The organism is Parendozoicomonas sp. 209JJ7-1 (assembly GCF_058147085.1).
In genome coordinates this window covers 112,354-137,902 of the sequence record NZ_JBYVJU010000009.1, presented here as the reverse complement: position 1 = coordinate 137,902, position 25,549 = coordinate 112,354, and the positions used below count along the sequence as shown (strand labels likewise).

The 25,549-nt window shown below is 51.7% G+C and carries 17 protein-coding genes; 1 reads left to right on the top strand and 16 read right to left on the bottom strand.

The annotated features are described in order from the left end of the window. Positions 1-2 precede the first annotated feature (2 nt). From ACY2RQ_RS10880 to ACY2RQ_RS10845, 8 genes are all read right to left on the bottom strand, one after another. Positions 3-953, bottom strand: coding sequence for a WD40/YVTN/BNR-like repeat-containing protein (locus tag ACY2RQ_RS10880; RefSeq protein ID WP_490112991.1), 951 nt, complete (start codon positions 951-953; stop codon positions 3-5). Positions 954-1,030: 77 nt separating this feature from the next. After that, positions 1,031-2,404, bottom strand: coding sequence for a DUF1329 domain-containing protein (locus ACY2RQ_RS10875; RefSeq protein ID WP_490112990.1), 1,374 nt, complete (start codon positions 2,402-2,404; stop codon positions 1,031-1,033). A gap of 109 nt (positions 2,405-2,513) precedes the next feature. After that, positions 2,514-4,541 carry a DUF1302 domain-containing protein gene (locus ACY2RQ_RS10870; protein WP_490112989.1) on the bottom strand — a complete coding sequence of 676 codons (2,028 nt, stop codon included), beginning with the start codon at positions 4,539-4,541 and terminating at the stop codon, positions 2,514-2,516. A 285-nt stretch (positions 4,542-4,826) separates the two neighbouring features. Beyond that, on the bottom strand, positions 4,827-7,466 hold the full coding sequence (gene pepN / locus ACY2RQ_RS10865; protein ID WP_490112988.1) for an aminopeptidase N: 2,640 nt from the start codon (positions 7,464-7,466) through the stop codon (positions 4,827-4,829). 208 nt (positions 7,467-7,674) lie between these two features. Next, positions 7,675-8,520: a DUF2797 domain-containing protein gene (locus ACY2RQ_RS10860; RefSeq protein WP_490112987.1), complete on the bottom strand. Its 846-nt coding sequence runs from the start codon at positions 8,518-8,520 to the stop codon at positions 7,675-7,677. Continuing rightward, entirely contained in the window at positions 8,520-8,786 is a 267-nt protein-coding gene (locus ACY2RQ_RS10855; RefSeq protein ID WP_490112986.1) for a YeaC family protein, read from the bottom strand. The genes ACY2RQ_RS10860 and ACY2RQ_RS10855 overlap by 1 nt, the downstream gene beginning before the upstream one ends. Positions 8,787-8,948: 162 nt before the next feature. Then, positions 8,949-9,809, bottom strand: coding sequence for a rhomboid family intramembrane serine protease (locus tag ACY2RQ_RS10850; RefSeq protein ID WP_490112985.1), 861 nt, complete (start codon positions 9,807-9,809; stop codon positions 8,949-8,951). 66 nt (positions 9,810-9,875) lie between these two features. Beyond that, positions 9,876-10,757, bottom strand: a complete 882-nt coding sequence (locus ACY2RQ_RS10845; protein ID WP_490112984.1) for an NAD(+) kinase — start codon at positions 10,755-10,757, stop codon at positions 9,876-9,878. 90 nt (positions 10,758-10,847) lie between these two features. On the opposite strand from ACY2RQ_RS10845, the gene ACY2RQ_RS10840 reads away from it, so the two are divergent. Then, positions 10,848-11,777 carry a DUF1853 family protein gene (locus tag ACY2RQ_RS10840; protein ID WP_490113050.1) on the top strand — a complete coding sequence of 310 codons (930 nt, stop codon included), beginning with the start codon at positions 10,848-10,850 and terminating at the stop codon, positions 11,775-11,777. A gap of 14 nt (positions 11,778-11,791) precedes the next feature. Here the strand turns inward: ACY2RQ_RS10840 and ACY2RQ_RS10835 are convergent, their stop codons facing one another. From ACY2RQ_RS10835 to ACY2RQ_RS10800, 8 genes are all read right to left on the bottom strand, one after another. Next, complete coding sequence (locus ACY2RQ_RS10835) at positions 11,792-16,168, bottom strand: hypothetical protein (RefSeq protein WP_490112983.1); 4,377 nt, start codon at positions 16,166-16,168, stop codon at positions 11,792-11,794. A 99-nt stretch (positions 16,169-16,267) separates the two neighbouring features. Next, complete coding sequence (locus ACY2RQ_RS10830; RefSeq protein WP_490112982.1) at positions 16,268-17,680, bottom strand: hypothetical protein; 1,413 nt, start codon at positions 17,678-17,680, stop codon at positions 16,268-16,270. Beyond that, complete coding sequence (locus ACY2RQ_RS10825) at positions 17,680-20,814, bottom strand: efflux RND transporter permease subunit (protein WP_490112981.1); 3,135 nt, start codon at positions 20,812-20,814, stop codon at positions 17,680-17,682. The genes ACY2RQ_RS10830 and ACY2RQ_RS10825 overlap by 1 nt, the downstream gene beginning before the upstream one ends. Continuing rightward, on the bottom strand, positions 20,811-22,088 hold the full coding sequence (locus ACY2RQ_RS10820) for an efflux RND transporter periplasmic adaptor subunit (protein ID WP_490112980.1): 1,278 nt from the start codon (positions 22,086-22,088) through the stop codon (positions 20,811-20,813). The genes ACY2RQ_RS10825 and ACY2RQ_RS10820 overlap by 4 nt, the downstream gene beginning before the upstream one ends. Positions 22,089-22,267: 179 nt before the next feature. Further along, positions 22,268-22,600 (bottom strand): PBPRA1643 family SWIM/SEC-C metal-binding motif protein, encoded by a 333-nt coding sequence (locus tag ACY2RQ_RS10815; RefSeq protein ID WP_490112979.1) that lies wholly within the window; start codon positions 22,598-22,600, stop codon positions 22,268-22,270. A gap of 122 nt (positions 22,601-22,722) precedes the next feature. Further along, positions 22,723-22,947, bottom strand: coding sequence for a hypothetical protein (locus ACY2RQ_RS10810; RefSeq protein ID WP_490112978.1), 225 nt, complete (start codon positions 22,945-22,947; stop codon positions 22,723-22,725). Between the two features lie 269 nt (positions 22,948-23,216). Beyond that, positions 23,217-23,549, bottom strand: coding sequence for a hypothetical protein (locus ACY2RQ_RS10805; protein WP_490112977.1), 333 nt, complete (start codon positions 23,547-23,549; stop codon positions 23,217-23,219). A 118-nt stretch (positions 23,550-23,667) separates the two neighbouring features. Continuing rightward, positions 23,668-25,503, bottom strand: coding sequence for a beta-ketoacyl synthase (locus tag ACY2RQ_RS10800; RefSeq protein ID WP_490112976.1), 1,836 nt, complete (start codon positions 25,501-25,503; stop codon positions 23,668-23,670). Positions 25,504-25,549 lie beyond the last annotated feature (46 nt).

Genomic DNA, 25,549 nt, shown 5'->3' with positions numbered 1-25,549 from the left:
AGTTACTGGCCAATAAACGAAGGGTCTACACGACGAATGCCGTTATCACCGGTCACCACAAAAGTCCTGTCACTGGCCTGGATAATGCCGGTAAGAGCAGCCCGGTCCGGTTGGTTAGCCACCAGACTGTCATCGCCGTCTTTCAGGGCAAAAGTACCACTGGAACCTATCAGCAAAGGTTTGTCACCTTTGAGAATCATGCCGTCAAACAGGGTCTGCTGTGTGCCCGTTTCCAATTCTGTCCAGGTGGTGCCATTGTCCGAAGTCACAAAGGCGTGCCCACGAAGGCCATAGGCCATAGCACTGTTTTCCTCCGCCATGGGCTGTATGCCAAAGAAGGAGCCCTCATAGGGGCTTTCCAGGGGCTGGAAGCTCTCACCATTATCGGTTGAACGGAACAGACTGCCTGCCTCTCCAGCTATTAGCAGAGTGCCGTTTTTCAGGCGGGTCATGGCATTCAGGTGGAATTCATCTTCATTGTCCACCCGGGAATTCCACTGCTCCCAGGTTTTGCCACCGTCCATGGTCCGGATGATGTAACCGTAACCACCCAGGGCGTAACCATTATTTTCATCGTCAAAGAACACATCCAGCAGTGGGATTTCAGCGTCTTTGTCCTCATAAACAGTGACCCAGGTTTCTCCGGCATCCTGGGTTTTATAGACAATAGCATCATGCCCCACGGCATAACCGATCTGCTCAGAAGGAAAAGCAACAGCAGTCAACATAACCTCACCGGGGGTTTTGGCCAGTTGCCAGGCTTTACCCTGATTGTCAGACCAGATCACATGGCCACGATCCCCAACAGCCACCAGCCTGCCGCTGCTTCCTGCCCTGTCGATATCAAGAAGTACGGAGGATAACACCTGATCGGACGCAGGCTCCGCCTGAGCCAGACCAACAGAGAGGCTCAGGCCAAGGGCCGGGAAAAGGGATAAGACAGGAAACTTCATAGGGTAATGCCTGTTGCTTGTTATTATAGTGCCAGCCGATCAACGCTCCGCCCTGGAACGCTGATCGGCCCGGCTCTTTACCGCCGACCGCGACGACGCAGAGCCGAAGGCTTGAAATATTTCTCTGATGGAATGGCCTTGGAGTAATCCAGAAAGATTTTCTCCTCATTGGCCAGCCCCTGTACATGGTAGCGCCTGGACTGCAGATCATGAAAAGTATCCAGTGTCGTCCAGGTGCTCGAAAAGTCATAAAACGTGGTCAGATAAGCCATGCTGACCCTCCAGAGTTCACCCCGACTATCGTACTGGTCAACAACAGCAGCACCCCAGCTGTCTTCATCAAGGTACAGCACCCTTTTTGAGTAGATATGCCGCTTACCGGGCTTCAGCGTACCTTCTACAACCCAGACCCTGTGAAGCTCATAACGGGTATAGGCAGGATTCAAATGTCCTTTTGCCAGCACATCCTCATACTTCAGCTTGTCACTGATAAGGTCGTAGTTATTGTAGGGAATATAAATCTCTTTCTTACCCAACAGCTTCCAGTCAAAACGATCCGGCGCGCCATTGTACATATCGGTATCATCTGCGGTGCGCAGACCTTCCGACGAAGAAATGGGTGTATCATAGGCCAGATTTGGGGCGCGGCGTACACGACGCTGCCCCGCATTATAGGCCCAGGCTTTACGGGGCTGTGTTACCTGATCCAGGGTTTCATGAACCAGAGTCGCACCACCGGCCAGACGGGCGGGGGCCTTGGCGAAAGCAAGATAGTAAAAAAGGATATTATCCAGATCTTCTTCTTTCAGATTCGGGTTATTGTACTTGAAGTAAGCTTCCTGCTGGGAGGTGACCAACGAGAAGCTGCCTGTTCGCTGTACAGCCACTTCCGATGAACGACGGACAATATATTCCCCACGGTAGCGGACAATATGGTTCCATAGCGCCTCAAGGCCATTCTTCGGAATCGGGAAGGGATAGGCGTCCATCGCTCCTTTAAAACCGTTACCACCATCCAGAAGCTCAGCGGTTGTCGCTGCCGCTTTGGTATTCCGATAAATTCTCTCGGGATAACGGGCGTTACGACGGCTCTGGTAAACCGGCATGGTAAAAGTATCAGGATAGGCTTTAAAAAGCGCTATCTGCCCTGGTGTAAGATGATCCTTGTATTGATCAAGATTTGCCGCGGTAATAGTAAACAGCGGCTTATCCTGAGGGTAAGGATTTGGCAGATGCTGTCCGGCCTTGGTAAAACTGGCAGGGATCTCCGCATCCGTAAGAGGCTTCCACTCAGGAATCGTCCCCTCAGCATTGCCCTTTTGTTCAGCCCCAAGGGGCGTCAGGTTCTTGCCAAGCTGATCAGCCTCTGACTGGGACACCTTGGCCACAACCGGCCCGGCACTGATTACCAGAGCAGCCAGGGTAGCAAACAGTGTTACTGCTTTTTTCATAGTTATTCTTCTCACTTAACCGTATGGGTACTGCTTAGGTAAGTAAAACGACCAATTTATAATATCCGGAACCAGGGGCTGTCATGCACAGCCCCTGTGCAATCCATTATCAGAAAGAGTACTTCAGCCCAAGGGCGATATTATCCCGGTCACGTGAGTTGTAGGTACTGGGACCGGTAAACTCGCTGTACTGCACATTCGCTTCCACATCCAGGTACTGGGCACCCATACCAATAGTCATGGCGTTTGCGCCTTCCAGGAAATTACCGGTTCTGTGGGAGTTACCCTTGATATCCTGTCTCCAGCGCAGATAGGGCTTCAGAGTTACGCCGGCGTAAACATCATTCCAGGTACCGGCCAACACTGCGCTGTAGCCCCAGGCGTTGCGGGAAATCTGGTCTTTCTCATTACACTCGCCAGAAGCAAAGCTCGTATATTCACAGTCGCCGCGACCGGTAAACTTACGGGTATTCCCCTCAAAGTCGGTATAGGTCAGGCTGGAACCACGCAGGTGCTCGGATGCAATCTCTACAATACCGAACAATGAGTCAAAGGTTAAAGATGGGCCAAAATTATGAATTGCAGAAAGAGAAAGGTTAAAGCTTTTAACCCGTTCATAATTGTTCAGTGAACGCTGATTCTGCAAATTCAAACTTTTACCTGCAATACGAATATTCTGACCCTGTGAAAGTTGAGCCGCTTGTTTAAGCACATCACCTATCAGGTCATCTGTAGCCGAAACGGTAATGGGCATATTCGGTCGATAAGCAATTTCACCAGCAAACGATGTATCGCCATACGTTGTACTAAAACTGAAACCAAACATCTGAATATCTTCCAGATACTTCCGCTTTCCAGTAAGGTTATTTCCCAGGTCTACAGCAGCGACGCCCCCTACTGCTGACTTCAACGCATCAGTGTATGCCGCTGCAAGAGCTGGATTTGCAGCAAGAACAGCATCCAGATTGGCTAAGGGAATATTAGCCTTAGTTGCAAAACCGGCCCTAACCCCTGGCGTAAGCGCTGCTCCCAAAGCAACAGGGTTGACGCCGTTATATCCATTATCAAGACCTGCAAAAATAACCGGTTCTTTATTATGATAATTTACAAAATAGAAACCGAACTCCGTATCGTTAAGCTCTTCAGCAACGTAGCGAAAAGAAACGCCTAACTGTCCACTATCCTTAGCTTCAATATCTTTGCCAATAGAAGCAACTTTGAACGCATCACTATGAAAGTAAGCAGGATTAGTTACATAATTTCCTTCAACCAGGTCGTCATAACCCGGGAGGAGGGACTTTAATGTATCAAGCGTCTCGGTATACGCAGTATGTCCACCTTCCGCAAAGAGATCAGTCTCCGCAAAGAAGGTACCCACCGGATCAATCCTGGTCTTACGGAACTTCCACTGATAGAACACATCTGCAGAAAGGTTATCGGTCAAGCCAACGCTTAAGGAAAGAGTTTCTACTGGAATCAGGGCTTCCTTCAGTTCAGAACCCGGCAAACGGAATTTAGCGGCATCAATAGGGTTGGTCGTGTTCACACCATTACGGAAAAAAATACCCTCACCCCAGTTCAATACCTGCTTACCAATACGCACATCCACCGGCATATCCATAACATCCCAGCTGCCGTAGGCGTAGGCATCCAGCAGCTGAACATCATGACCGGAAATATTCTTAGCATCTTTGGTAAAACGATTATTCGGACGAGCACCGTTCATACCCGCCTGGCTGGGCTGACTCCGATTTATCTGCCAGGATTTCTTGCCAAAGTCAGTGCTGCCACGGAGCTCGGAATCATAAAAAGCGGTACCACGGGCAAAGAAACCGTAATTTTCCCAGTTCAGCTCCAGGTCAGAAGTCACCTTAAAAACCTGGGAGACCAGGCCGGTATCATAATTACGGTTACCATCGTTGCCGTTGATACCGTCGTTGTTCTTATCTTGCCCCTGAACACGCCACATAGCGCCATAGGAAAGCGTAGTATCCAGAGAGCCAGATACATCACCATCCAGAAAATCAAATTCAACGGCTTTAACCGGCGCGACAGCGAGAATACTGGCCAGAACAAAACCTGCCCGGGCAGGAGCAACATAGAGAGGATTTGATACAGAAACCCTGTTCAACTTCATTATAATTATTACCTTGTGGCATTATTTTTTTTTGGTTATACACCCGGGCCAGCTATACGACAGAGCTCCTTCCCCCTCGATGCCGTACGCTCCGCAGCAACACCATAATCACCACGACCGGACTGAGCGCACAATTTATCTTTATTTGCCGATTTTGTATAGCCTTTACCGCTATTTCCTTGCTTGTTCCATACACATTAACTACCACTTTTATTGATAAAAATACCGGTCGAGGGCCGGTATTTTTTACCCATGGAAGTTACTGTTTATAAAAACAGCACCGAATTACGCCAGGGATTTGCTGACTACTTCAAACACATCACGGGACAGGTCATTACTCTGAATTCGCTGCAGGGCCTTACACATCAGCTCACGACGGCGTTCATCGTAGCGCTTCCAGCGGGTCAGAGGGGTAATCAGGCGGGAAGCCAGCTGAGGATTCAGGGCATCCACACGAATCACCTCATCAGCAAGAAACTCATAGCCAGAACCGGACTTGTCATGGAACTGCACCAGATTACGGTTACAGAAAACAGACACCACAGAACGCATCTTGTTAGGGTTTTTATTATCAAAAGCGCTGTGTTTCATCAGCTGACGAACAACATCCAGACCATTACGATCACAACCAGCCTGGGCACTAAACCACATATCCATCACATTAGTATCATCGGCCCACTTCCCGGCGAACTCCGCCAACACCTTATCAGCCAGGGCTTGAGCCCCGGACCAGGCGGAATGAATCAACCCGCCCATAGCCGCCATGGCATCAGTCATATTGGGGCTGGCCTGGTATTGCTTAAGAGCCAGTTGAGCCATTGACTCATCATCCAGTTCCACCAGATAACCAAGGCAGATATTTTTCAGGGAGCGCTCAGCAATATCTTCCGCTTCCGGTCGATAAGGTTTATCGATATTCAACGCGGTGTAGGTACTGAGCAAAGTCTCTTGCAGGGCTTGTGCAAGAGAGAACTTGACGAAGCTGCGAGCCTGATGGACAGCATTAACATCAATGACCTCCAGTTGTTCCGCCAGATAAGTTTCTGAAGGCAGCTTCATCATCTCTGCCACCATGGCCTTATCCAGAGAGTCGTCCCTCAGAACCTTGTCATAGGCTTCAATCAGGCGGGCATCCAGCACCAGTTCACGACCGGCCTGAATATCTCCCACCAGCTTGAGAATAATATCGATGGCCAGACGCTGACAGCTGTCCCAGCGGTTAAAGCCGTCTTCATCATTGCTCATCAGGAAGACCAGGTCATCCCGGCTGTAGTCATAGTTCAGACGCACCGGTGCAGAGAAGCCCCGCAGCAGAGACGGTAGCGGACGTTCATCCATATCCGGGAAGACAAAAGTCTGTTCCTGTTCCATCAGACCCAGAACAGTAGTCGTTTCGCCACTGTCGGTAACCGGCATAGGCTCACCTTCACCATCCAACAGACCTATCGCCACCGGAATGTGGAAGGGTTCTTTCTTATCCTGACCGGGAGTGGGCGGACAGCTTTGTTTGATGGTAAGACGATATTCCTGAGACTCTTCATCATAGTCATCGGTCACATCCAGCACCGGCGTACCGGCCTGACTGTACCAACGCTGGAACCGGGTCAGGTCAACACCGTTAGCATCTTCCATGGCCTTCACAAAATCTTCTGTGGTGACTGCCTGGCCATCATGGCGCTCAAAATAGAGGTCGGTACCCTTGCGGAAACCCTCTTTACCGACAATATTGGCGATCATCCGCACGACTTCACAACCCTTTTCATAGACGGTCAGGGTGTAAAAGTTGCTGATCTCAATAAAGGAATCCGGGCGAATCGGATGAGCCATAGGGCCAGCGTCTTCCACAAACTGAGCGCTGCGCAGAAGATTCACATCTTCCACCCGCTTAACCGTGCGGGAGTTCATATCTGCAGAAAACTCCGCATCCCGGTAAACGGTAAAGCCTTCCTTCAGGCTAAGCTGGAACCAGTCCCGGCAGGTGACACGGTTACCGGACCAGTTATGGAAGTACTCATGGGCAACAATGGCTTCGATACGCTGGAAAGCAGTGTCGGTGGCGGTATCCGGACGGGCCAGCACAGCTGCGGAGTTAAAGATATTCAGACCCTTGTTTTCCATGGCCCCCATATTGAAATCATCCACCGCTACGATCATAAAGATATCCAGATCGTATTCCCGGCCATACACCTCTTCATCCCACTTCATGGATTTTTTCAAAGAACGCATGGCGTGATCACACTTAGTGATATTGTGGGGGTCAGTGAAAATCTGCAGGGTCACTTCCCGGCCGCTCATGGTGGTGAAAGTGTCTTCCATATATTTCAGGTTGCCCGCCACCAGGGCAAACAGATAGGCCGGCTTTTTGAACGGATCATTCCAGGTAGACAGATGGCGCCCACCATCAAGCTCTTTCCGCTCAATGGCATTACCGTTGGAGAGCAGTACCGGATATTTCTCTTTATCTGCGATCACAGTCGTAGTAAACACAGACATGACATCCGGACGGTCCAGGTAATAGGTGATCTTGCGGAAACCTTCCGCTTCACACTGGGTACAGAACATTCCGCCAGACTTGTACAAACCTTCCAGGGAGGTGTTTTCCTGGGGTTTGATACGAGTAACGATAACCGTTTCAAAAGCGTCCGCAGCCGGCTGAAGCAGTAGCTGCTCGTTATTAACCGTATACTGGTCTTCTGCAACAGCAGCACCATCAATGGCGACACTGATCAGTTCCATATCCTGCCCTGCCAGCACCAGTTGAGGCAATGACGGGTGGGTTTTACTCTCGTTCAGATGAAAATTGAGAGTCGCTGTGACCAGCGTATGCTCTTCACCGAGTTCAAAAGTCAGCGCGGTGGTATCTATCCAGTAATCAGGCTGCTGATAATCCTTCAGATAAATAGCCCGTGGTTGCGCGTCTTTCATGATCTCTCCTTAATACTTGGCGATTCGATTTCAGGGAAGGGTTCAGGCAGGTATTTCCGCTCCAGCAATATGTCCATGTGACCGCCATGGAAGGCGGGAGTGCCAGATTTGCAGGAGCATAATTTAGCGATTGAGTCGTTATCGAACCACTCCATGGCTTTTGAGAAGTACCTGCCTGAACCCTTCCCTTTGAACATATCAGTCAACTTTAATGAATCATGACATTGAGTTCATAGGAAGTGTATTTGCGGATATTGATAACACCGGCATCAAAAATCAGGTACTGACCCTTGATACCCACCAGAACCCCTTCCGCAACCGGGTTCTTGTCGAGATTAAAGGAAACAACTTTTGCAGGATATTCCATCACGGGATAAACAATATCCACGGGAGCCGCATCACTGACCGGCTGAATCGCCTGCAGACCATGTTCCTGCAGCAGACTGTCTATGCCAAAGGCATAACGGTCCAGCAGTCGCTCCCGCTCAAATTCCAGATCAATGGGTTCCGCCACGCCTTTCAGCATGGCTCGCCAGTTGGTGCGATCCTTCACCTCAGAGCGCAGCAGGTCTTCCACAAAACCCGACAGTTGACGAGTGGCCACCCGCAGAATTGGCAGAGCCTGAACAGCGCCCTGATCAATCCATCGTGTCGGCACCTGAGTAGTCCGGGTAATACCTACTTTCAGCCCGGATGAGTTCGCCAGATAGACCACATGATCGGTCATGCAGTTTTTCTCACCCCACTCCGGTTCACGGCAGGTACCATTGTGATAATGACATTTCTCCGGGCTCATAATACAACTGTCACAGCGGGCCAGGGACTGAAAGCAGGGCCAGCAGTAACCCTGACTAAAACTCTTTTTTGTTTTGCGACTGCAATAGCTGCAATAAATGTTGCCGGTATACTCCAGACGAACCTTGCGGCCTATAGCCGGGTTAAGAGGCACAAACTCTTCTCCCACCCGCAACTCATAAGAGACCGGCTCTCCATCCTCACCCAGCGTCGTACGCATTTTGGAGACGGTTCCGGTCAGGGAAATGACGTCAGACATCAGGCATCCTGGAAACGGAGAATAGTTTCGCTCTCTTCAGCAGCCATATCAGACGTACTGGCGCTCTTACAGGACTGGGGCATATAACCGGTACGCCGCTCTTCCGGAAGATTCTGCGCCTCCCAGGCTATCACTGCTTCCAATGTCTGAGTCCGCTGCTCACGACTGAGAACACGGCCATCCGGCCACTTACCCAGTTCAACAGACCGCTTCATACTGGCTACCATTTCCGGTGTCAGAGAACTTACCAGCTCATCAAAATTCATACTTCCCCCAATGCTTATTCTTTATGCGATGAAGTCAGCACAATGTTCAAAAGCCCGTATCCGGTTAAATATTTCAAAGGCTATGACTGGATGCGGAAATACTTAACCGGATACGGGCGATTAGCACAGTGGCCAACATCACCACTTTAATTCAGACCATAATCATTTCTTCAGGCGATTATACAGCCACCCAAAGGCAACGCCGGAAAACAACCCACCCGCATGGGCCGCATTAGCGATCTTGCCAAAACCAAAGGCTCCCAGAATGCCGCTAAAGCCAACCACCAGCCATACCAGCATAAACATATAAATACCCGGCGGCACCCGATAGAAACCAGGATGCTCTTTTTCCCGTATCCAACAGAACCCAAGCAGCCCATAAATCACCCCGGACATCCCGCCAAACAGCGGATACCCATCCATCACCACAAACTGAACGATATTGGAGAAAATCCCGGTAGCCGCCACCAGCAATAACAAAAACGGCCCCTTGTGACGCAGTTCAATCTTATTGCCAAAATCCAGCACCCAGAGCATATTAAACAGTAGATGGAAAATACCGAAGTGAAGAAACATCGGCGTAATAATCCGCCAGTACTGCCCCTGCTCCAAACTGTAAGCCATGGTCGTATAACGGATGGTGTCCCCCTGAACCAGAAAATTCACCATGGTAAACAGGGATACCGTTGAATAGTTTTCCCCCAGGCGGGTAAAAAGCGCTACCACAAGGCAACCCACCAGCAGCGCCAGGGTTACCGGCATACGTTTCCAGTCAGCCAGTGGCCCGGCGACAAAAGCACCTACTCCGGAGTTCCACTTAACCTTCACTTTGCCCAGTTGCAGCAGCCCGGCCTTCCAGTCCTCATAATAAGAACGAACCAATCCCTGGTCGGTGGCATCGGCTATCCAGAGAACCTGTCGCCCTCCTTCTTCCGCAATCCTGTGCTGAATACCCTGCTTCCAGAGAAAAGCGGAAAACGGCAGCAGGTCATCATCGGACGGAAGATCTAAAACCCGAATCATCAATGGCAATCCATTCGCATAAGCAAAAATAAGGGAGCCACAGCTAAGGCTCCCTGGGAGTAAATATCAAGTATCGAGGCGATTGCCCCAGCCCAGCTTGGTACGACAGACTTCGTAATAGTTATGATTCAACGGATGAATCAGGCGCAGTTTAAACGGCTTCTTATGGATAGACAGGGTATCACCAGGGGCAGCGGTAATATGCACCTGGCCATCACAGGATAATTGAGGATAAGTTGGATTATTGCGGCCAATTACAATCTTGATCTCACTGTTCCCGTCAATCACCAGCGGGCGACTGCTCAGAGTATGGGGAAACATTGGCACCAGTACCAGAGCATCCAGACGGGGATGCATAATCGGCCCGCCACCAGACAAAGCATAAGCCGTTGAGCCTGTTGGCGTGGAGATAATCAACCCATCGGAACGTTGGCTGTAAACAAACTGTCCTTCGATAAACAGTTCAAACTCAATCATGCGGGTTGCCTTACCCGGATGCAGCACAACTTCGTTCAGGGCATCACCATGGCCGATGGGTTCACCATTACGCTTGACCATGGCTTCCAGCAGGAAACGGCTCTCCACCACATACTTGCCATCCAGCACCTCACCCACCTGCTCTTCCAGATGATCCGGCTGAATATCGGTCAGGAAACCCAGATTGCCCCGGTTAATGCCCAGTACGGGAACATTATGGCGGGCCAGGGCCCGGGCAGCCCCCAGCAGACTGCCATCACCGCCGATAACAATCACCAGGTCACAGATCTCGCCCATCATCTTGCGGCTGCAGACCTGCAGTCCGTGACCCGGCATCAGCTGGGCCATGGGCTCTTCAAGAATCACGTGAAGTTCACGGGACAGCAGATAAGTCTTAAGGCGTTTCAGGGTTTCCACCACCTGAACACTGCCCTGGCGCCCAATCACTCCAATGTGTTTAAACTGTTCCATAAATCCCGAAAGCTATGAGAATTTTATATAACGCATTATAAACCTAAGTTGTTCTCCACTTAACCATGCGTACAGAAAAATAGAGAGAGTCTGACTATCACTGCCTTCAAGACGCTAAAAAACACCGATAACAGCCTGCTTCCCGATGAAATCAACTGGCTGCTGGACAGCCCGCCCCTGCTCTCAACCTCGGCCCACCCGGCGATTATGACCCAAGGACTGCCTGAACTTAAACATAGCCAGAGGCAGGAGATAGCAGCCAAGGAAAACATTTTTCAGGAGATGTTGAATCAACGCCATAGCACCCGGCTCGGTATCCGTTACGAAACGCTCTGGCAGTTTCTCTACCAGCAGACGCCGAATATGCGGGTTCTGGCCAGCAACCTGCAAGTACAAACCCACAAGAGCGAGGCCAATATGCATACGCTGGGAGAATATGACCTGCTCTATTTTAACGGGCTTACCCAACGTTTCTGTCATCAGGAGCTGGCGGTAAAATTTTACCTCGGCAAACCCGGAAGCAAAGGGGACTGGTACGACTGGATCGGCCCAGATCGTACCGATCAACTGGGCAGAAAACTGGACAAACTGTTTCACCGGCAAATCACCCTGTCACAAACAAACGACGGCGCACAGGTTCTTCAAGCCTTCAGTACATCTCAAAACTGGAAAACTGAAATTATGCTGCAGGGCTACCTGTTCTACCCCTGGCGACAACCCTGCCAGCCCCTTGAACACAGCCATCCCCGACACAACAGAGGCGACTGGATAGCTTTTTATCAACTGAAGAACTATTTAAAGGCATCATCAGCCAGCCACTTTGCCATTCCACAAAGGCAAAACTGGTTGGCATTGCAGGGCAGGCAGGATGAAGAGAGCTTTCTCAAAAGAGACCAATTACTCCAGGCGGTTAAGCAGATCTTCGCTGTCAGGCCAAGGCCGGTGTTGGTTTCACCTCAATCACCAAACAATACCAACCCTGTTTTCTTCGTAACCCCTGAGAACTGGATGGCAAAGTAGGCGATGTTAATAATTTATTGCACCGCCTCACCGGCAGGCTCAGAGGCTTGAACTCTGTTCAAAATATCAAGGTGCACCTGAACCCTTGGATCATCAGAATCCATAGCGTTTAACAGCGCTCTGGCTGCCACAAAGTCCTGTTTAATGCCCCTGTAACCATACATCAGGCCCATGGCAATCTGGTAATGCTCCCCATGAGTAAGGTTCGGGGTTTTATTTTTCTTCAAGCGCTTTTTCATATTTTCAACGGTATTGTTCCAGACTTCCCAGCTTTCCAGCTTCTGTTCTTCAGCAATCCTGTAACCATCCCGACAACGCCCCAACAGTTCTCTTATTGCATATTCAGCCGAATGCCCATCATCTGCCAGGATTTCCAGATGTGCGACACCTTCCAGAAACGCATCCGCACTATGTTCACGAATTTCCTGATTCAATAGCAACGCTCCCAACAGTAACCGGATTCTCTGTGCAAATTCTTTGTAGGCCGGTTGAGTAATCATACTGGACAAAACACTGGTGACCATCTTATCCCCCGCCATGCTGGCATCCCTTAACAGTGTCAATGCCTTCCCCTGCTGTCCACTTTCCAGAAGGATTTTGGCCAGCAGCCTCTGACTGCGAATATCAGTTTTATCTTCATCAACCAGAGTAAACAACCTCGGCAACGCTTTGCTGATCTGCCCTTCACGGCACAGAAGCTCCGCCAGTTCACCCTCCCCTGCTGCCCCAGCCTCCACATGTTTAATCAGCTGCTCCAACACCCCCGGTGCCGGACGAACATTCTGGCCGTGAAGATCATTATAAATCTCCAGAGCGACATGGGCGGTCTGGGTGTATCTGGAGGCAGCCACAGCGGCCCTTTCCAGAAGAATACGCAGAGTTTGATTAGCTGCGGCATCTTCAGCAACAGCTTCTACGGGCAGATTCTTCAGCAGGTACAAGGTTTCCTGAATCTGCCCGGGGGATTCCTCGGTCTGCTCAACCTGACGAACAAACTGCTCCAGGGGTACTTCAAGTACCGGTTCAGTACGAATAGCATCAATCAGCCTGTCAAGGTAAACCTGGCGGCTGGCGGGAAAACAGAAGACACCCGTTGCCTGGGCTTGGGTAGCCGGAACATTCACCGAACCGTCTTTATTGAATGCAATATGGTTGGACACTTTCTCAGGAATAGGGATAACAAGGTCAGGCATCAGCGGCGACCGGATCACTGCGCGATTATCCTTGGTACTTACCCGGGCAATTTTACTGCCCAGCAGGCTTGCTCCTAAGCGGAATGCCAGGTTCAGCATACCTGCGACCATACGGTCACGTACCCCTGCCTGCTTTCGTCCCGGCTTTCGTTCAGCAACAATCCTGATGCGGGTAGCCGCCAAATCCCTTATATGGAAACTGCCCTTTTTAACATCAATTTCAGCATCCATCTCAAGGGTTTTGTTTCTCAACAGAGCCCCGACAAAGCCCGGCACGGGAAGCTGGTCAATCACATCGGTGGCACCTTCTCCTTCACTCCCCGGACGATAACGAACACGGGGATTCACCAGATCATTAAAGCCAATGCGGGCTTTCTGGAAACGGACCTGCCCGTTCAGTTCATCATCCAGATTGGCTGATACCTCTCCTATAGACATATTCCCCGAACTGAGATTGTTCAGGGCAATTTTTCCGTTCTTTCCAGCAGACATCACCAGATGCTGACGGGTACGATGGCTTGTTTCAGACATTTGTCGTACGGTGCGCAATCGAATGCCGGAGACTTCCCCACGCCCTCGTACAGGAATTTCAAAATGACGTCCTCCGGCCTTTTCCGCAGAGCCGGTATCGACAACCACATCCCCCTGCCCGGTGACCTCAAGATCCTCAAAACTCACATCAGTACGGGTTTCATTATAATTCCGCCACTGGCGGGGGGTGCTGGCCACAGACAGCGTCCTTGCCGAAGCATTAACACTGGCAGGCAGCCGGATACCTACATCAGTGGTCTGTACAAGAACCGCTTCGCCTGTACCCAGGGAGAGATTCTTAATATCCGCTGCTATCTGCCCGGTCTTTCGGTTGAGGTTCAGTACTGCAGAACCCTTAATAGCCACAGCGCCCTGACCATCAACCAGAAGCTGCCGCACTTTCTCATTGTCCGCATTTTTTGACAGCTCACGGACAAGGTCCGGGTGACATTTCACCTGAACCCACGCGCACTCCTGCCCTTCGTCAATACTGTTCGGGCGCAGTACCAGTTGCAGGATCTGTTCTTCCCCCTGGTTCCTGATATCCAAGTCAAGGTTATGTCCTTCCCCGTGAATTTCGAGACTGCCCTGTCCCTTCACCCGTACGGCCTGCGCCGTAATATGGTTACGGGCATCACCCTCCACGAACCAGACAGGCTTGTCCGGACTGGCTTCTGTAGTGCGTAGATTCATATCTCTGGTAAGGTCAACATTCAGGTCTCGCAACTGAACATCCACATGGTGACAGGCCCCCGCCGGAAACTTATCCAGGGCGGATGGTGGTGGGATAACAGCAAGAGATCCCGGCAGCTCCGCAAGGGGGCTGCCGGGCTGAAGTTGACGCAGGATTTCTGCGGTCAGGGCAACCGGTCCCTGAACGCCAACATCCGCTTTTCCGGCATGTATCTGAAACTCGCCGGTACGAATATTCTTATCCCTGCCATCGGAAATATCAGGTCTGATATAGGCCGAAACATCCTCAAGCTCCGCTGCCACCTGAACATTCCCTCCCGTACTGACCTGAAGTCGATTAACAGCCAGATCAACCGGCACTTTCGTGCCCGCCAGCATATTATGCAATCCCGAAGACGGTGTACGCTGGGTCCCCATGACAGCGCGGGCGATGAACTCAGAGGGAATATCAGAGCTCTCAAGCTTCACATCCCCAAACCGGGCACTGATATTGACCTGATCCTCCTGCAACTCCCCCTTAACAACACTGGCAATGGTTTTTCCCAGCTGGGCCATCTTAAGGGCAACGGCTCCCGCATTATTCCTGCAGTCCAGATATTGCTGGAATGACTCAGCTATCTGACCGCCTAGGGTTAGGGTCACATCACTGACAGAAACACTGAGATCAGCTGTCATTCCCTCTTCCACAGGAACTTTCAGCTGCCCACCCAGATCTGTGAGGGTAATATCAACAATGGGTCGGCCATGCTTGTCTTTACGGGTCGCGATGGCGGAAGGATGAAAATGCACATTACGAAGTTCAACAGAGCCATTAGCGGTTGGAAGCGTTAATTTGGGAACCCGCAGCTCACCTGCCGCCGACTTCCCTTTATGTATACGACGAAGATTTAATACCAGTGAAACCAGATTATGGGTAAATTCCTTCTGCAGTTTCGCTGACTCTTTGATCTGCTGCCTGGTCTGTGTACGGGTGGCACGAATATCAACTTCACTTTGAACAACACCTGTCAGCTGCCGGTTAACCTCTTCCAGATTGGCTTTCTGCACCCCAAGCCTGGCCATTCCCTTCCGTAAAGCTGCCTGTTTACGTTGGCGCTTTTCGGCAATTTCATTTCTGGCACCTTCCAGCCTGACTTTCTCTCCCGAGCGATCGTACCCCTCTTTCCCCAGCTTATTTTTCTGCCGGGTTATGTTTTTTTCACTCTCATTTAACTTTACGCTCAGAGAGAAAATCTTTTCCCGTAATGTCTGGATATCCTCAGATTGACGCTTGATAAAGGTTTCAAATTCTTTCTTCTGTTTACCCAGAGACTGCCTTTCCTTTTTCAGGGCCGCCAAGCGTTCTGACTGCACTTCAAGGACCAGCTGATTTTCTTCCTCTTCCCTGGCATCGACCGGCAACACCTTATTCAGCGCTTTCTCCGCCAACCAGCCCACCAGTTTCTCCAGGGCATTACGCTTAACGGGATGATTTTTCGGCAGAATCACCCGATCCATCAGGTCATCTATATCAGAGTGATCATGGAGGCTGGAGATATCACTCTCTGACATCGTTTCTGAACCGGATTCCTGGTCAATATCCGGAACAGGCTCTGAAACTAACTCCGAAACTAACTCTGAAACAACAGATTCTGCCCGGGAGTCTTCCCGTGCAAGAGCCGACAGTCTCCGATTGAGGTCGGTATCTACAACAGGGGACCGGAGCAGCGTTGGCTGTACAAGTTCATGCTCAGCGACCTCCCGTTCGGGAAGAGTGCTGCCAGCATCCAGCGGCATACGGCTAGAACCACCCACCCTGGCCTGCTGCTGGGCTTGAGTCTTACTGGTATTTCTCCTTCCAAATGGCCAGAGTTTCTTCAAAGGAGCAAGAAATGATCTTTTCTCGGCTTTTTCAGAGGAACCCTCAACCAGTGCACCAGACTGAGGGCGAACAGAAGGGGGGTGTGACTTGTTTGCTCGTCTTAATAGAGGCATCCCTGCGACCCCAAACAGATAAATCCAGACTTAGCCCACCTGCCGGCGGGCTTGATTTCATTAGTCTAGGAAGTCGGAATTCCTGTCCGGAAGAGATTGTCAGTTTTTGCGATAAAAGCTGGTAAAGCGCAGGGTTCGGCTCTGCCCTGCCGGAATAATGGCAGAAGGCTGGCGGCCTTTCTTCTCAAAGCCCTGGAGGTTTTCCAGGCCGGTCATGTTATAACCGGAATCCTCCACCACCAGCCTGGCATTTTGTGGCTGGTGATTGCTGACCAGCAACTGCCAGTCAACTTCCCAGACATCCCCTTTTTTACGGATATCCATGGGAGTACGCTCCACCGTCAGCGTATAAGCCTGGCCAAAAGCAAGACTTACCTTCTGCCCGCCAGCAGACTGGGGCATCCAGCCCTGGTACACCATTCTCGGAGCCTTGCCCGCTGACTGCTCCAGGACTTCCAGTGGTCCCGCCGGCAAGTCCTGGCTGGGGGTGAAGCTGACTGTTTTTACCGGGTACTCCCTGACGACACGGCTGCCGGGATTTCCTTGTCCGTAAAAACTGTACAGGTAATGGCTGGTGTAAGCCGTGTCATTTTCCCGGAACAAGGGCAGGTTCAGCACCGACCCAGCCGGCAGGCTGTACTGACCGGGAACATCAATAAACAGCAGTTCACCACTGCGTTCCCTGACTGGTTCCTGGGATGCTGAGGCCATATCAACGGCGCTACTACGCACCATAAACCGTTCCTGGGGAACATCATTGCGCCCGATATCACCGGATGCCAGATGCAGGGTGGTATCCGGGTACTCTGTTTCTGAGTCATTGCGGATCAGGGACATCAACCCAATATCCAGGCGTTTAGTGTCCGGATGAACAAGCATCTGATACCTGTTGCTGTAACTGATACCGGTATTCATATAATTCAGGGCCAGACTGGTTACCGGCTGGGCCAGCTCAAACCCGACATCAATATAGGGAAGTACCTGGGCACCGGACAGCGTCTCTGAATCCACAGACCGAAGACTCAACCCCCTTTCCCACTGGAACACTTCCTGACGATTATTAGGCAGAAGCAGAATACCTGTATCATTACGCCAGCTCTGCAGCATACCCCGAAGGGGGGTTTCCCGGCTCGGACGAAACAGCTCCACTTTCTGGCCAACAAGCAGTTTCAGAATCTCATCACGCCCTGCCAAAGGGCGGTGCCAGGCCAGACTGCGGGGATAGATTGTTTTGTTACCATTAATGGCCGTCAGAATCAGGGAATTAACATCCCAGTCGACGAAATTTGGTCGCAACTGCACCTTGGACTGGCCCGCAGACAAGGCCACCGATAACTCCTGGGAGACCATAGCCTGGCTCGGGTAAATGGTCATCCTGGTTTGCACTGCCTCATCGGGAGTTACCGGTACCACCGAAGCCTCGACAACGGCCGCTGCCGGAGCAATCGCAACGCCTGCATACAACGCCGTCAGTAATGTTAACCGACCGGAAAGCCCCTTCACCTTATCCATCAAACCCTTAACCTCCCGCTTTGATTAGTAAACAGCTGTCGCATTCTGGCCGAAATATTCTCAAGAGCCACCAGCATGGCCGGCACAACGAACAGTATCAGGCAGGTACCAAACAGCAGTCCGAATACCATAGTTGTTGCCATGGGAATAAGAAACTGAGCCTGGGGTGATGTTTCAAACATAATGGGCAACAACCCGGAAATTGTCGTTAAAGAGGTCAACAATACCGCCCGCAAACGCTGGCAGGCGGCTTCAGTGATCGCCTCAAACATCTCCAGTCCTTTCTCCCGCTGTTCCCGGTAAAAGGTCAGCAGTACAATAGAATCATTCACTACAATACCGGCCAGACCAAACAAACCGAACAGGGACATCACCGTCAGGTCCTGCCCCGTCATCCAGTGACCGAACAACGCGCCGGTAATGCCAAAGGGAATCGCCACCATTACCGCCAGGGGCCAGCTCCAGGAAGAGAAAATCCAGGTCAGGATGATATAAATCAGCGCCAGCGCAATAAGCAGGCCGGATTTCATATCCTCCTTCATCTCTTCCTGCTCCGCGCTGCGCCCTTCATAGTCTGCGGAAATACCGTAGCGGGCCGTAAGTTCCGGCAGTACACTCTTTTTCAGGCGTGCCATAACCTGGTTGGCATTCACCAGTTTCTCATCAACATCGGCGCTTACCTGCACCGCCATCTGACCATCCACCCGCTTCAGACTGTCCAGCCCCCTCTGGCTGTTGAAGCTCACCATATTGTCGAGGCGCTGGGTGTTATCCGGCCCCATCACCAGTGGATAATCATTAATTGTGCTCAGCTGTTCCCTCTGGGAACGCAGCAGCCGCAAACGCACTTCCACTTCTTCATATTTCTGGTGGTAAATCTGTACCCGCTGGCCGTCCACCGCTGTACGCAGACGCTGGCCCACATCCCGAAGGGATAAACCTGACGCCCGACCTTCGGGTTTAATGGCGAACACAAGTTGCTCTCGGCCCCAGGGCAGATCATCTTCAATATTGCTGACTCCCGCATAACTGCCAAGGGCTTTCTGCAAGGCCAGAGACGCCGACTTCAGGTCGTCAATATCCGCCCCCACCAGCTTCAACTCAATGGCTTTACCGGGAGGACCGGCCTGCACCTGGGCAATGGTAAATTTCTCAAGGCCCGGTGGTCGCTTCATCTCCTGTTTCCATAAACGGATCAGTTCAGCATTACTGATATTCCGGTGTTCAGGCGACACCAGATCAATAATCAAGGTACCAAGGTTATCGGCCTGCTGACTGCCAGCACTGCGCATACTGAAACGGGCTTCATTGGACAAGGCAAACACATGACGTACCAGCTTCTCACCTGTTTGCTGTTCTGCCACGCCGAGGCTGCGTTCCAACTCCTGAAGAAAGGCGACGGTTTCCTCCTTTGGTGTTCCCGGCGTGAACTGGAAGGCCGCCCGCATGGTCTGGCCATCGATGGTCGGGAAAAAAGTGAAGCGCAAATGGCCACTGGTAAGCAATCCGATACTCAGCACAAACAGGCAGACCGCCGTAAGCAACGTTGTCCCTTTATTGCGCACAGCCATTAACACCACCGGGCGGAAATAGTCATCCCGAAAACGGTTAAACGCCCTGTCGAGTTTCTCCCTCCGGGGACCTGGTTTGTACTCTTTGCTGCCCAGACTGTGGTAGAGGTGGCCGGGAAGAATCAGGAAACATTCCACCAGGGAAGCGACTATCACACAGATCACTACTACAGGAATATCCCGAAGAATATTGCCGACATTGCCATCAAGTATCAGCAATGGCAGAAAAGCTGCGATTGTCGTTAATGACGCGGCTGTGACCGGCGCGAACATGCGCACCGCTCCCGCAATAGCCGCTGAGCGTGGACTCTCTCCTTTTTGCACATGGGCCAGAATATTTTCACCCACCACAATAGCATCATCGACAATAATCCCCAGCACCATTATCAATCCGAACAGGCTGATCATATTGATGCTGCCACCAATCACCTGCAGCACCGCCAGCGCCGCCAGGAATGACACGGGAATACCCACTGTCACCCAGAACGCCACCCGCACATTCAGAAACAGGAACAGGGTCAGAATCACCAGAATCAAACCACCAGCACCGTTTTTTACCAGAAGCTGGAGACGCTCATTCAGGTAGGACCAGTTTTCCTCATAAATCGTCAGTTCAATCGACGTAGGCAGCTCCTGCCGTACGCTGCTGACCCATTGGTTAAAAATCTCCGCCGCTTCCAGGGTGTCATCGGAATTGGTACGGAACAGGGTCAGCTCCACCGCCGGACGTCCCTGCACCATCAGGGAAGGTTTTCCCTCTTCTCCCTGACGCACAACAGTGGCTATATCTCCTAAACGCACTACCTGACCGTCCGTCCGGGTCAGCAGAGGAAGGTCAGCAAACTCACTGGGCAGGCGGGCCTGCCCCAGACTGCGCAAGGGCCGTTCAACAGTGCCCACACCAACGGTGCCAGCGGGAAGGTCCTGGCTGCGGGAACGAATAGCTTCCACCACCTGGGACAGGGTCATACCCAGGCGATGCAACTCAGCGCTGTCCAGCTCAATGGTCATTTCCAGATCCGGTAGTCCGGTAAACGCCACCTTACGTACACCACGAGAGAGGACGTCCTGTTCCAGTCGTCTGGCCAGAGAGCGTAATTCTTCCAGGCTGGTGCCACCACTGATCACCACCCGGGCAATAGGCTCAAACCGTTCCAGCTGGTCAACAATGGGTTTCTCAGCGTCATCGGGCAGCGTGATGATGCTGTCCAGCCTCTGCCGGACTTTATCAGTCACTTCAGCGACATCAGCCCGGCGGTCAATCTCCAGGCGTACCTGGCTGGTACCGGGGGAGGATGTAGAGAAATATTTATCTATACCGGCAATGCCTTTTAACTCCCTTTCAACGGGTATGGTTATCGCCCGCTGGATATCATCGGCAGTAGCACCAGTCCAGGTTGTTGAGACAGTAACAACATCCACATCAAAGTCAGGGAAAAACTGGGTATTCAATTTCTGGATAGCCCAGAGTCCCGCCAGAATCATCAGGAACATTACCAGGTTCGCAGCTACCCGGTGGCCGGTAAACAGAGCAATGACAGAACGGCTTTCAGACTGTTTCATGGAATTACCTGCACTTCCATCCCGGTCACCGCATTGGGGAGGCGTGTCACCAGCATGACATCACCTTCTTTCAGTCGTTCACCGCTGACAACAATAGACTCTTTGTCTTTTTCATCTTTATTGCCATGATTCCGGGTTGTACCCAGCCTCTTTACAGTTATGGCCTCCAGGGTATTGTTCTGTTTTACCCGATATACATAACTATCGTCGTACAAAGCCCGTGGAGGAATCTGCAGGGAAGGCTGAGTCACCGGAAGCAGAAGGCTTACGACAACGGGACGCCCCAAAGCCAGACCTGTCGCCTGCTCCCCCCGCACGCGGAAAAGGCCGTCAAGACCGCCCCGCCCTTCTCCGATGGATGCGTCCAGACGATCCAGCTCCAGGGACACAAACTGTTCCCCCACTGTCACCCCTCCCAGTACGGCTACATTGCTCTGTAACAGTTGTTGAACAACTGGCAGATAGCGGTCAGGAATCTGTGCTCTTACCTCAAGGGTACCGTCGGGATAAAGGGTCGCCAGTTTATCACCAGTGCGCACCCGCTCTCCGGGGGCAACTTCAAGGCCGGTAAGCCAACCGGAAAACGGAGCTTTGACTGCACTGCGCTCAAGATCCAGTTCTGCCTGCTGCTTCAGAGCCTCTGCCCGGGCCTTCTGGGCCTGTAACTGTTGGATGCGATTCCCGGCATCCGCAACAGACTGCCTGCGGGTAATAACAATCAATTCCTGCCGGGCCAGGGTTTCCCGTGCGGCATCTATCTGACGACCAGCAACAAGCTGCTTTTTTTCTAAAGACAGCTGTCTTTCATATTCCCGTCGGGCACTGGCCAGAATCTGTTTCTCCTGCTTGAGGGATTGCCGGTCCGCATCTGCCCGTAACCTTTCCGAAGACAGACGGGCCTGTACATCAGCAACATCAGCTTCTCGCTGGGCCAGCACAAGGCGAATATCCCGCTGATCCAGGTCTACAATCAGGTCGCCTTCCGCCACAGCCTGCCCAGGCAGGACCGGAGCGCTGTCAACAAACGCGCTGACGGCCGCTGTGAGCGTCACCAGCCGGGGAGTTTCTACACGGCCATACAAACGGATATCAATACTGTTTTCAGAAAGGGTGACAGGCATGGTTTCCACCTGCCAGAGAGTCGCTGAAACCCTGCTTTTTTCCGGAACATGGCTTGAAAGGTTCATCAGCACCAACAGCATAACCGTGACCAGAATGATCAGCATTGGCCAGCGCAGGGAAGAGTTCATGATTCGGGCCACAAAGTCTGGCATAAAGAAACCAACCGCTCTGTTATTTTTTAATCAGAAGAGAGTATTTCCAGTATGCCGTCAGTCTTACCCCCGGAACAAATCAAAAATGCGCATGGAGGAAAAGGAATAACATAGGCCCACAAAAAAGGCATGTTTCACCTGAGTGAAGCATGCCTTTTTAAAGTTCCCGAAAGCAGCTATCAGCCACAGCACTTCTTGTACTTCTTGCCGCTGCCGCAACTGCAGGGGTCGTTACGGCCTGGTGTTTTCTCAACAACAACTGTCGTGCTCGGCATGCTTAACAGCAGCTCCAGATCCTCAGTGTTTTCATCCCGCTCCTCGTCCACCTTAATATTGACAATCCAGCCTTTTTCTTTGATAACACTTTCCACTTCCCGGAAACGCTCTTCCGTCTGCACCACGATGCTGGCAGGATTTTTGGCGGTGCCCAGCTTCGCGACTCTTTTGTCTTCAAAAGCACGGTTGCTCTTGTCCGCCTGATTCATCAAACGGTTACCATCACTGTAATGCATTCACTTACCACCATAAATTGTCTGTAAGAAACCTGATCCATATGGCCAGGCTTCTGAAAAATGGTTGTCAATCTCTTTGAGGCTGCGTAAACCGCCAGCAGGGGCAGCACTAACCCGACAAACTAGCATCGACACCCTCTAATGGGAGCCAGGGTTATTTCATCAGTAATGGAAGTCGTGGCACCGGCTTCGTCAATCGCTGTTTCAAGGACAGTATCAACCTCGGAAACCAGAGAACCATACTGATTTTCAGACAGGTCGCACAGGGTACCAGAAACATCAACGGAACGCTCAGTAATCGAATCACTATCTTCTTCATCCTCCAGGGCCGGTTTCTTCCAAAACAATCACAGGCTCCGGCACTAACGCCGTTACAGGAGGTTCGATACTAACCAGCACTCCGGCCTATCAAGACGGTCAGCCATATGCCGGATACTGAACCAACGTCAGAGGACAATCAGCCATTAATAAGCCCTATTAACGATTAGTAGCCCCGGCGAGATTCATCCGGAAAGTACCCATATAAACCATTACATGAATCACTGATTTAAGGGCCACCATAGATACGGAGTCATACAAACCATGGGATACGATTGCTGGCATGATCCCATAATGTTCATAGAGCGGACCATCCAGGAAATAACTGCTGGCCAGGTAACGGACAAGTGGCCATCCAACACGGGAAGACCTGTAGTAAAGATGTCCACCCGGCACGGGCAAAAGGGCTGCCTTCAAGCTTGAACGTACCGATTTCTATAGGAGGAAGGCCCGGACAAAGGCGATATAACACGAGCCGGTGATGATCATCTATATGCCCGAGAATCCGGCAATCGGCTGTATCCCGGTAAACACTTCCCGCTTCCGGCAAATGGCGGGTATCCAGAGATACCTCATTACCATAAACAGCAAAAGCGATAACAAAAATAGTACCCAGGAAGCCAGCCCGCATTCTTTATTCCCCTGAAATAGACAAGGAAAAAAATAGTCGGGATGCAGAGAGATAACAGGTAAACATGCCTTTCGGTAACCGAAAAACACATTCAAAAGAGCATCAGGCGGGTTAACTGTCAGCTGTAATCTCTGAACGGATTATCGGTGGAAAGGGGCACAACCCGGCCTTCCAGGGTGACCTTTTCACTGGTGACCTGGATATCCGACGGATCAATCACACCTTCCCCAAAGCGGTAAATTGGCTGATCTTCACCAGCTTGTTTCAAAGCCTCGCTGTTCACCTGACGGGCCGTAACCTGTTCATTTTTATGGGCCCAGTCGGTCATCGCCTTTTCACCATAACGGCAGGCCAGCATATCCCGGGTGGCGTGGGGTGCCAGCACGGTAGCTGTGGCGTTATTGCCACCAAAACCCTTAGCGTTCAACAGGGCCATATCCATGCCCTGGGCACCGGTTTCCAGATGGTTTGTGAGGATATTCAGCTTTTCGCTGTGTACGTCATCCGCCAGCTTATCAACCGTAGAGATACCGGGAATATAGCCATACTTCCAGGTACCCAGGGTGGAAACCAGCTGGTCTGCCGCCGCAGTGGCCAGTGAATGACCAACATAGCTTTTCATGGCTGTAACCGCCCAGCTCTCAATACCAAAAGCTTTGGCGGTGTCGTTGAGAATAGAGGATTCTGTCACCCGGTTCTGGGGGGTTCCTGTACCATGGGCCTGGACAAAGGAGTGCTGCTGAAGGGCTTTATCACCAAGAATATTCCGCCCCAGGGCCGCGGCCCGGGCCACAGTCAGATAGTTACCCGCACCGGGACTGGAAATAGATTTCTTCGGCCCGTCAGCATTGACGTAAACCCCTGCTACGGAGCCAAGAATCTCGGTACCCAGCTCCAGAGCCAGTTCATCATCCATCAGAACAAAGAACTGGGCGGACTCTGCCAGAGTAAAGCCACAGTTTTCTGCAAAGGGACGGCAGGCCCGGCGATAATCCGGCTGCTGGGCTTCAGAAAGACCTTCCAGGATACGTAGAGCCTTGTCGGACGCCAGAGCACCCATGGTAGCGTAACCTTCAATCACTTCAGGAGTAATGGGCGCTTCGCTGTTGCCCACAAGAGCGACACGGGTACGGCCACTCTGGATATCGTCCACCGCATGGCGCAGGTTGTACAGGAAAGTAGCACAGGCCCCCATACTGGTGCCGGTTGTACCGAGGCTGCCAAGCACATAAGCGTTAATAAAGTCGGCGGGCATTTCTGAAAAGCCCAGAGGCAGCTGCTTGGAGGTGACCCTCCTGCCCTTCAGTCGGGCCTGCAGTAAACCACCATTGCCGTTATGATCCAGCTGGCTCATGCTGCTGCCGGCATATACAGAGACCTGCTCCGGGCGAACATGTTTGTCCAAAGTCTGCCAGTCTATGCCCATGGAACTGATAGCATCGGAGCTGCCATAAACGGTCATGGCCAGCCCCCTGGGATGGCTTCGGGAAGAATAGAGCTTTTCCGGGTGAAAGCCATCGGGTAGCTGGCCAGCGGCATGTACCGGCAGGGCGAAGGTTTCCGGAACAAGTACCGACTGCTCTGCGGGCAGGGTGACTTTTACCAGCTTCGCATCTTCGGTGTCTGATACCCTCCAGCCATCGGGCAGTGGGTCTGGTAATTGCCTGCGGGCCAGGAGTATTTCGGCACTGCCTTTTGTGGTCATGGCCTTATGACGAAGCACCGCGTCTGCGTCAAACAGACTGCCATTCAGTTTGCGCACCAGAGTGGCATCCAACAGCCCTTGGCGGTTATCAACTTCAATACCTGTTAACCGGGAAAGACTCAGCAGAGTATCTTCCGCGTCCCGTCCACCCAAAGAGTCCAGAACCATCCGTCGGTAAGCATGAAAGCCGGACGTCCGGCCGGCAGGACCAATACCACCCTGGGCAACAATAAGCGGGAGTCGGGACATTGCAGATAAACCTCGACCAAATCACAAGAAGATTGCAGAAATATGT

Excerpts from the sequence above, each read along its gene's own strand:
- ACY2RQ_RS10880 (WP_490112991.1), bottom strand. The coding sequence starts at position 953 with ATGAAGTTTCCTGTCTTATCCCTTTTCCCGGCCCTTGGCCTGAGCCTC.
- ACY2RQ_RS10875 (WP_490112990.1), bottom strand. The coding sequence starts at position 2,404 with ATGAAAAAAGCAGTAACACTGTTTGCTACCCTGGCTGCTCTGGTAATC.
- ACY2RQ_RS10870 (WP_490112989.1), bottom strand. The coding sequence starts at position 4,541 with ATGAAGTTGAACAGGGTTTCTGTATCAAATCCTCTCTATGTTGCTCCT.
- pepN (WP_490112988.1), bottom strand. The coding sequence starts at position 7,466 with ATGAAAGACGCGCAACCACGGGCTATTTATCTGAAGGATTATCAGCAG.
- ACY2RQ_RS10860 (WP_490112987.1), bottom strand. The coding sequence starts at position 8,520 with ATGTCTGACGTCATTTCCCTGACCGGAACCGTCTCCAAAATGCGTACG.
- ACY2RQ_RS10855 (WP_490112986.1), bottom strand. The coding sequence starts at position 8,786 with ATGAATTTTGATGAGCTGGTAAGTTCTCTGACACCGGAAATGGTAGCC.
- ACY2RQ_RS10850 (WP_490112985.1), bottom strand. The coding sequence starts at position 9,809 with ATGATTCGGGTTTTAGATCTTCCGTCCGATGATGACCTGCTGCCGTTT.
- ACY2RQ_RS10845 (WP_490112984.1), bottom strand. The coding sequence starts at position 10,757 with ATGGAACAGTTTAAACACATTGGAGTGATTGGGCGCCAGGGCAGTGTT.
- ACY2RQ_RS10835 (WP_490112983.1), bottom strand. The coding sequence starts at position 16,168 with ATGCCTCTATTAAGACGAGCAAACAAGTCACACCCCCCTTCTGTTCGC.
- ACY2RQ_RS10830 (WP_490112982.1), bottom strand. The coding sequence starts at position 17,680 with ATGGATAAGGTGAAGGGGCTTTCCGGTCGGTTAACATTACTGACGGCG.
- ACY2RQ_RS10825 (WP_490112981.1), bottom strand. The coding sequence starts at position 20,814 with ATGAAACAGTCTGAAAGCCGTTCTGTCATTGCTCTGTTTACCGGCCAC.
- ACY2RQ_RS10820 (WP_490112980.1), bottom strand. The coding sequence starts at position 22,088 with ATGCCAGACTTTGTGGCCCGAATCATGAACTCTTCCCTGCGCTGGCCA.
- ACY2RQ_RS10815 (WP_490112979.1), bottom strand. The coding sequence starts at position 22,600 with ATGCATTACAGTGATGGTAACCGTTTGATGAATCAGGCGGACAAGAGC.
- ACY2RQ_RS10805 (WP_490112977.1), bottom strand. The coding sequence starts at position 23,549 with ATGCGGGCTGGCTTCCTGGGTACTATTTTTGTTATCGCTTTTGCTGTT.
- ACY2RQ_RS10800 (WP_490112976.1), bottom strand. The coding sequence starts at position 25,503 with ATGTCCCGACTCCCGCTTATTGTTGCCCAGGGTGGTATTGGTCCTGCC.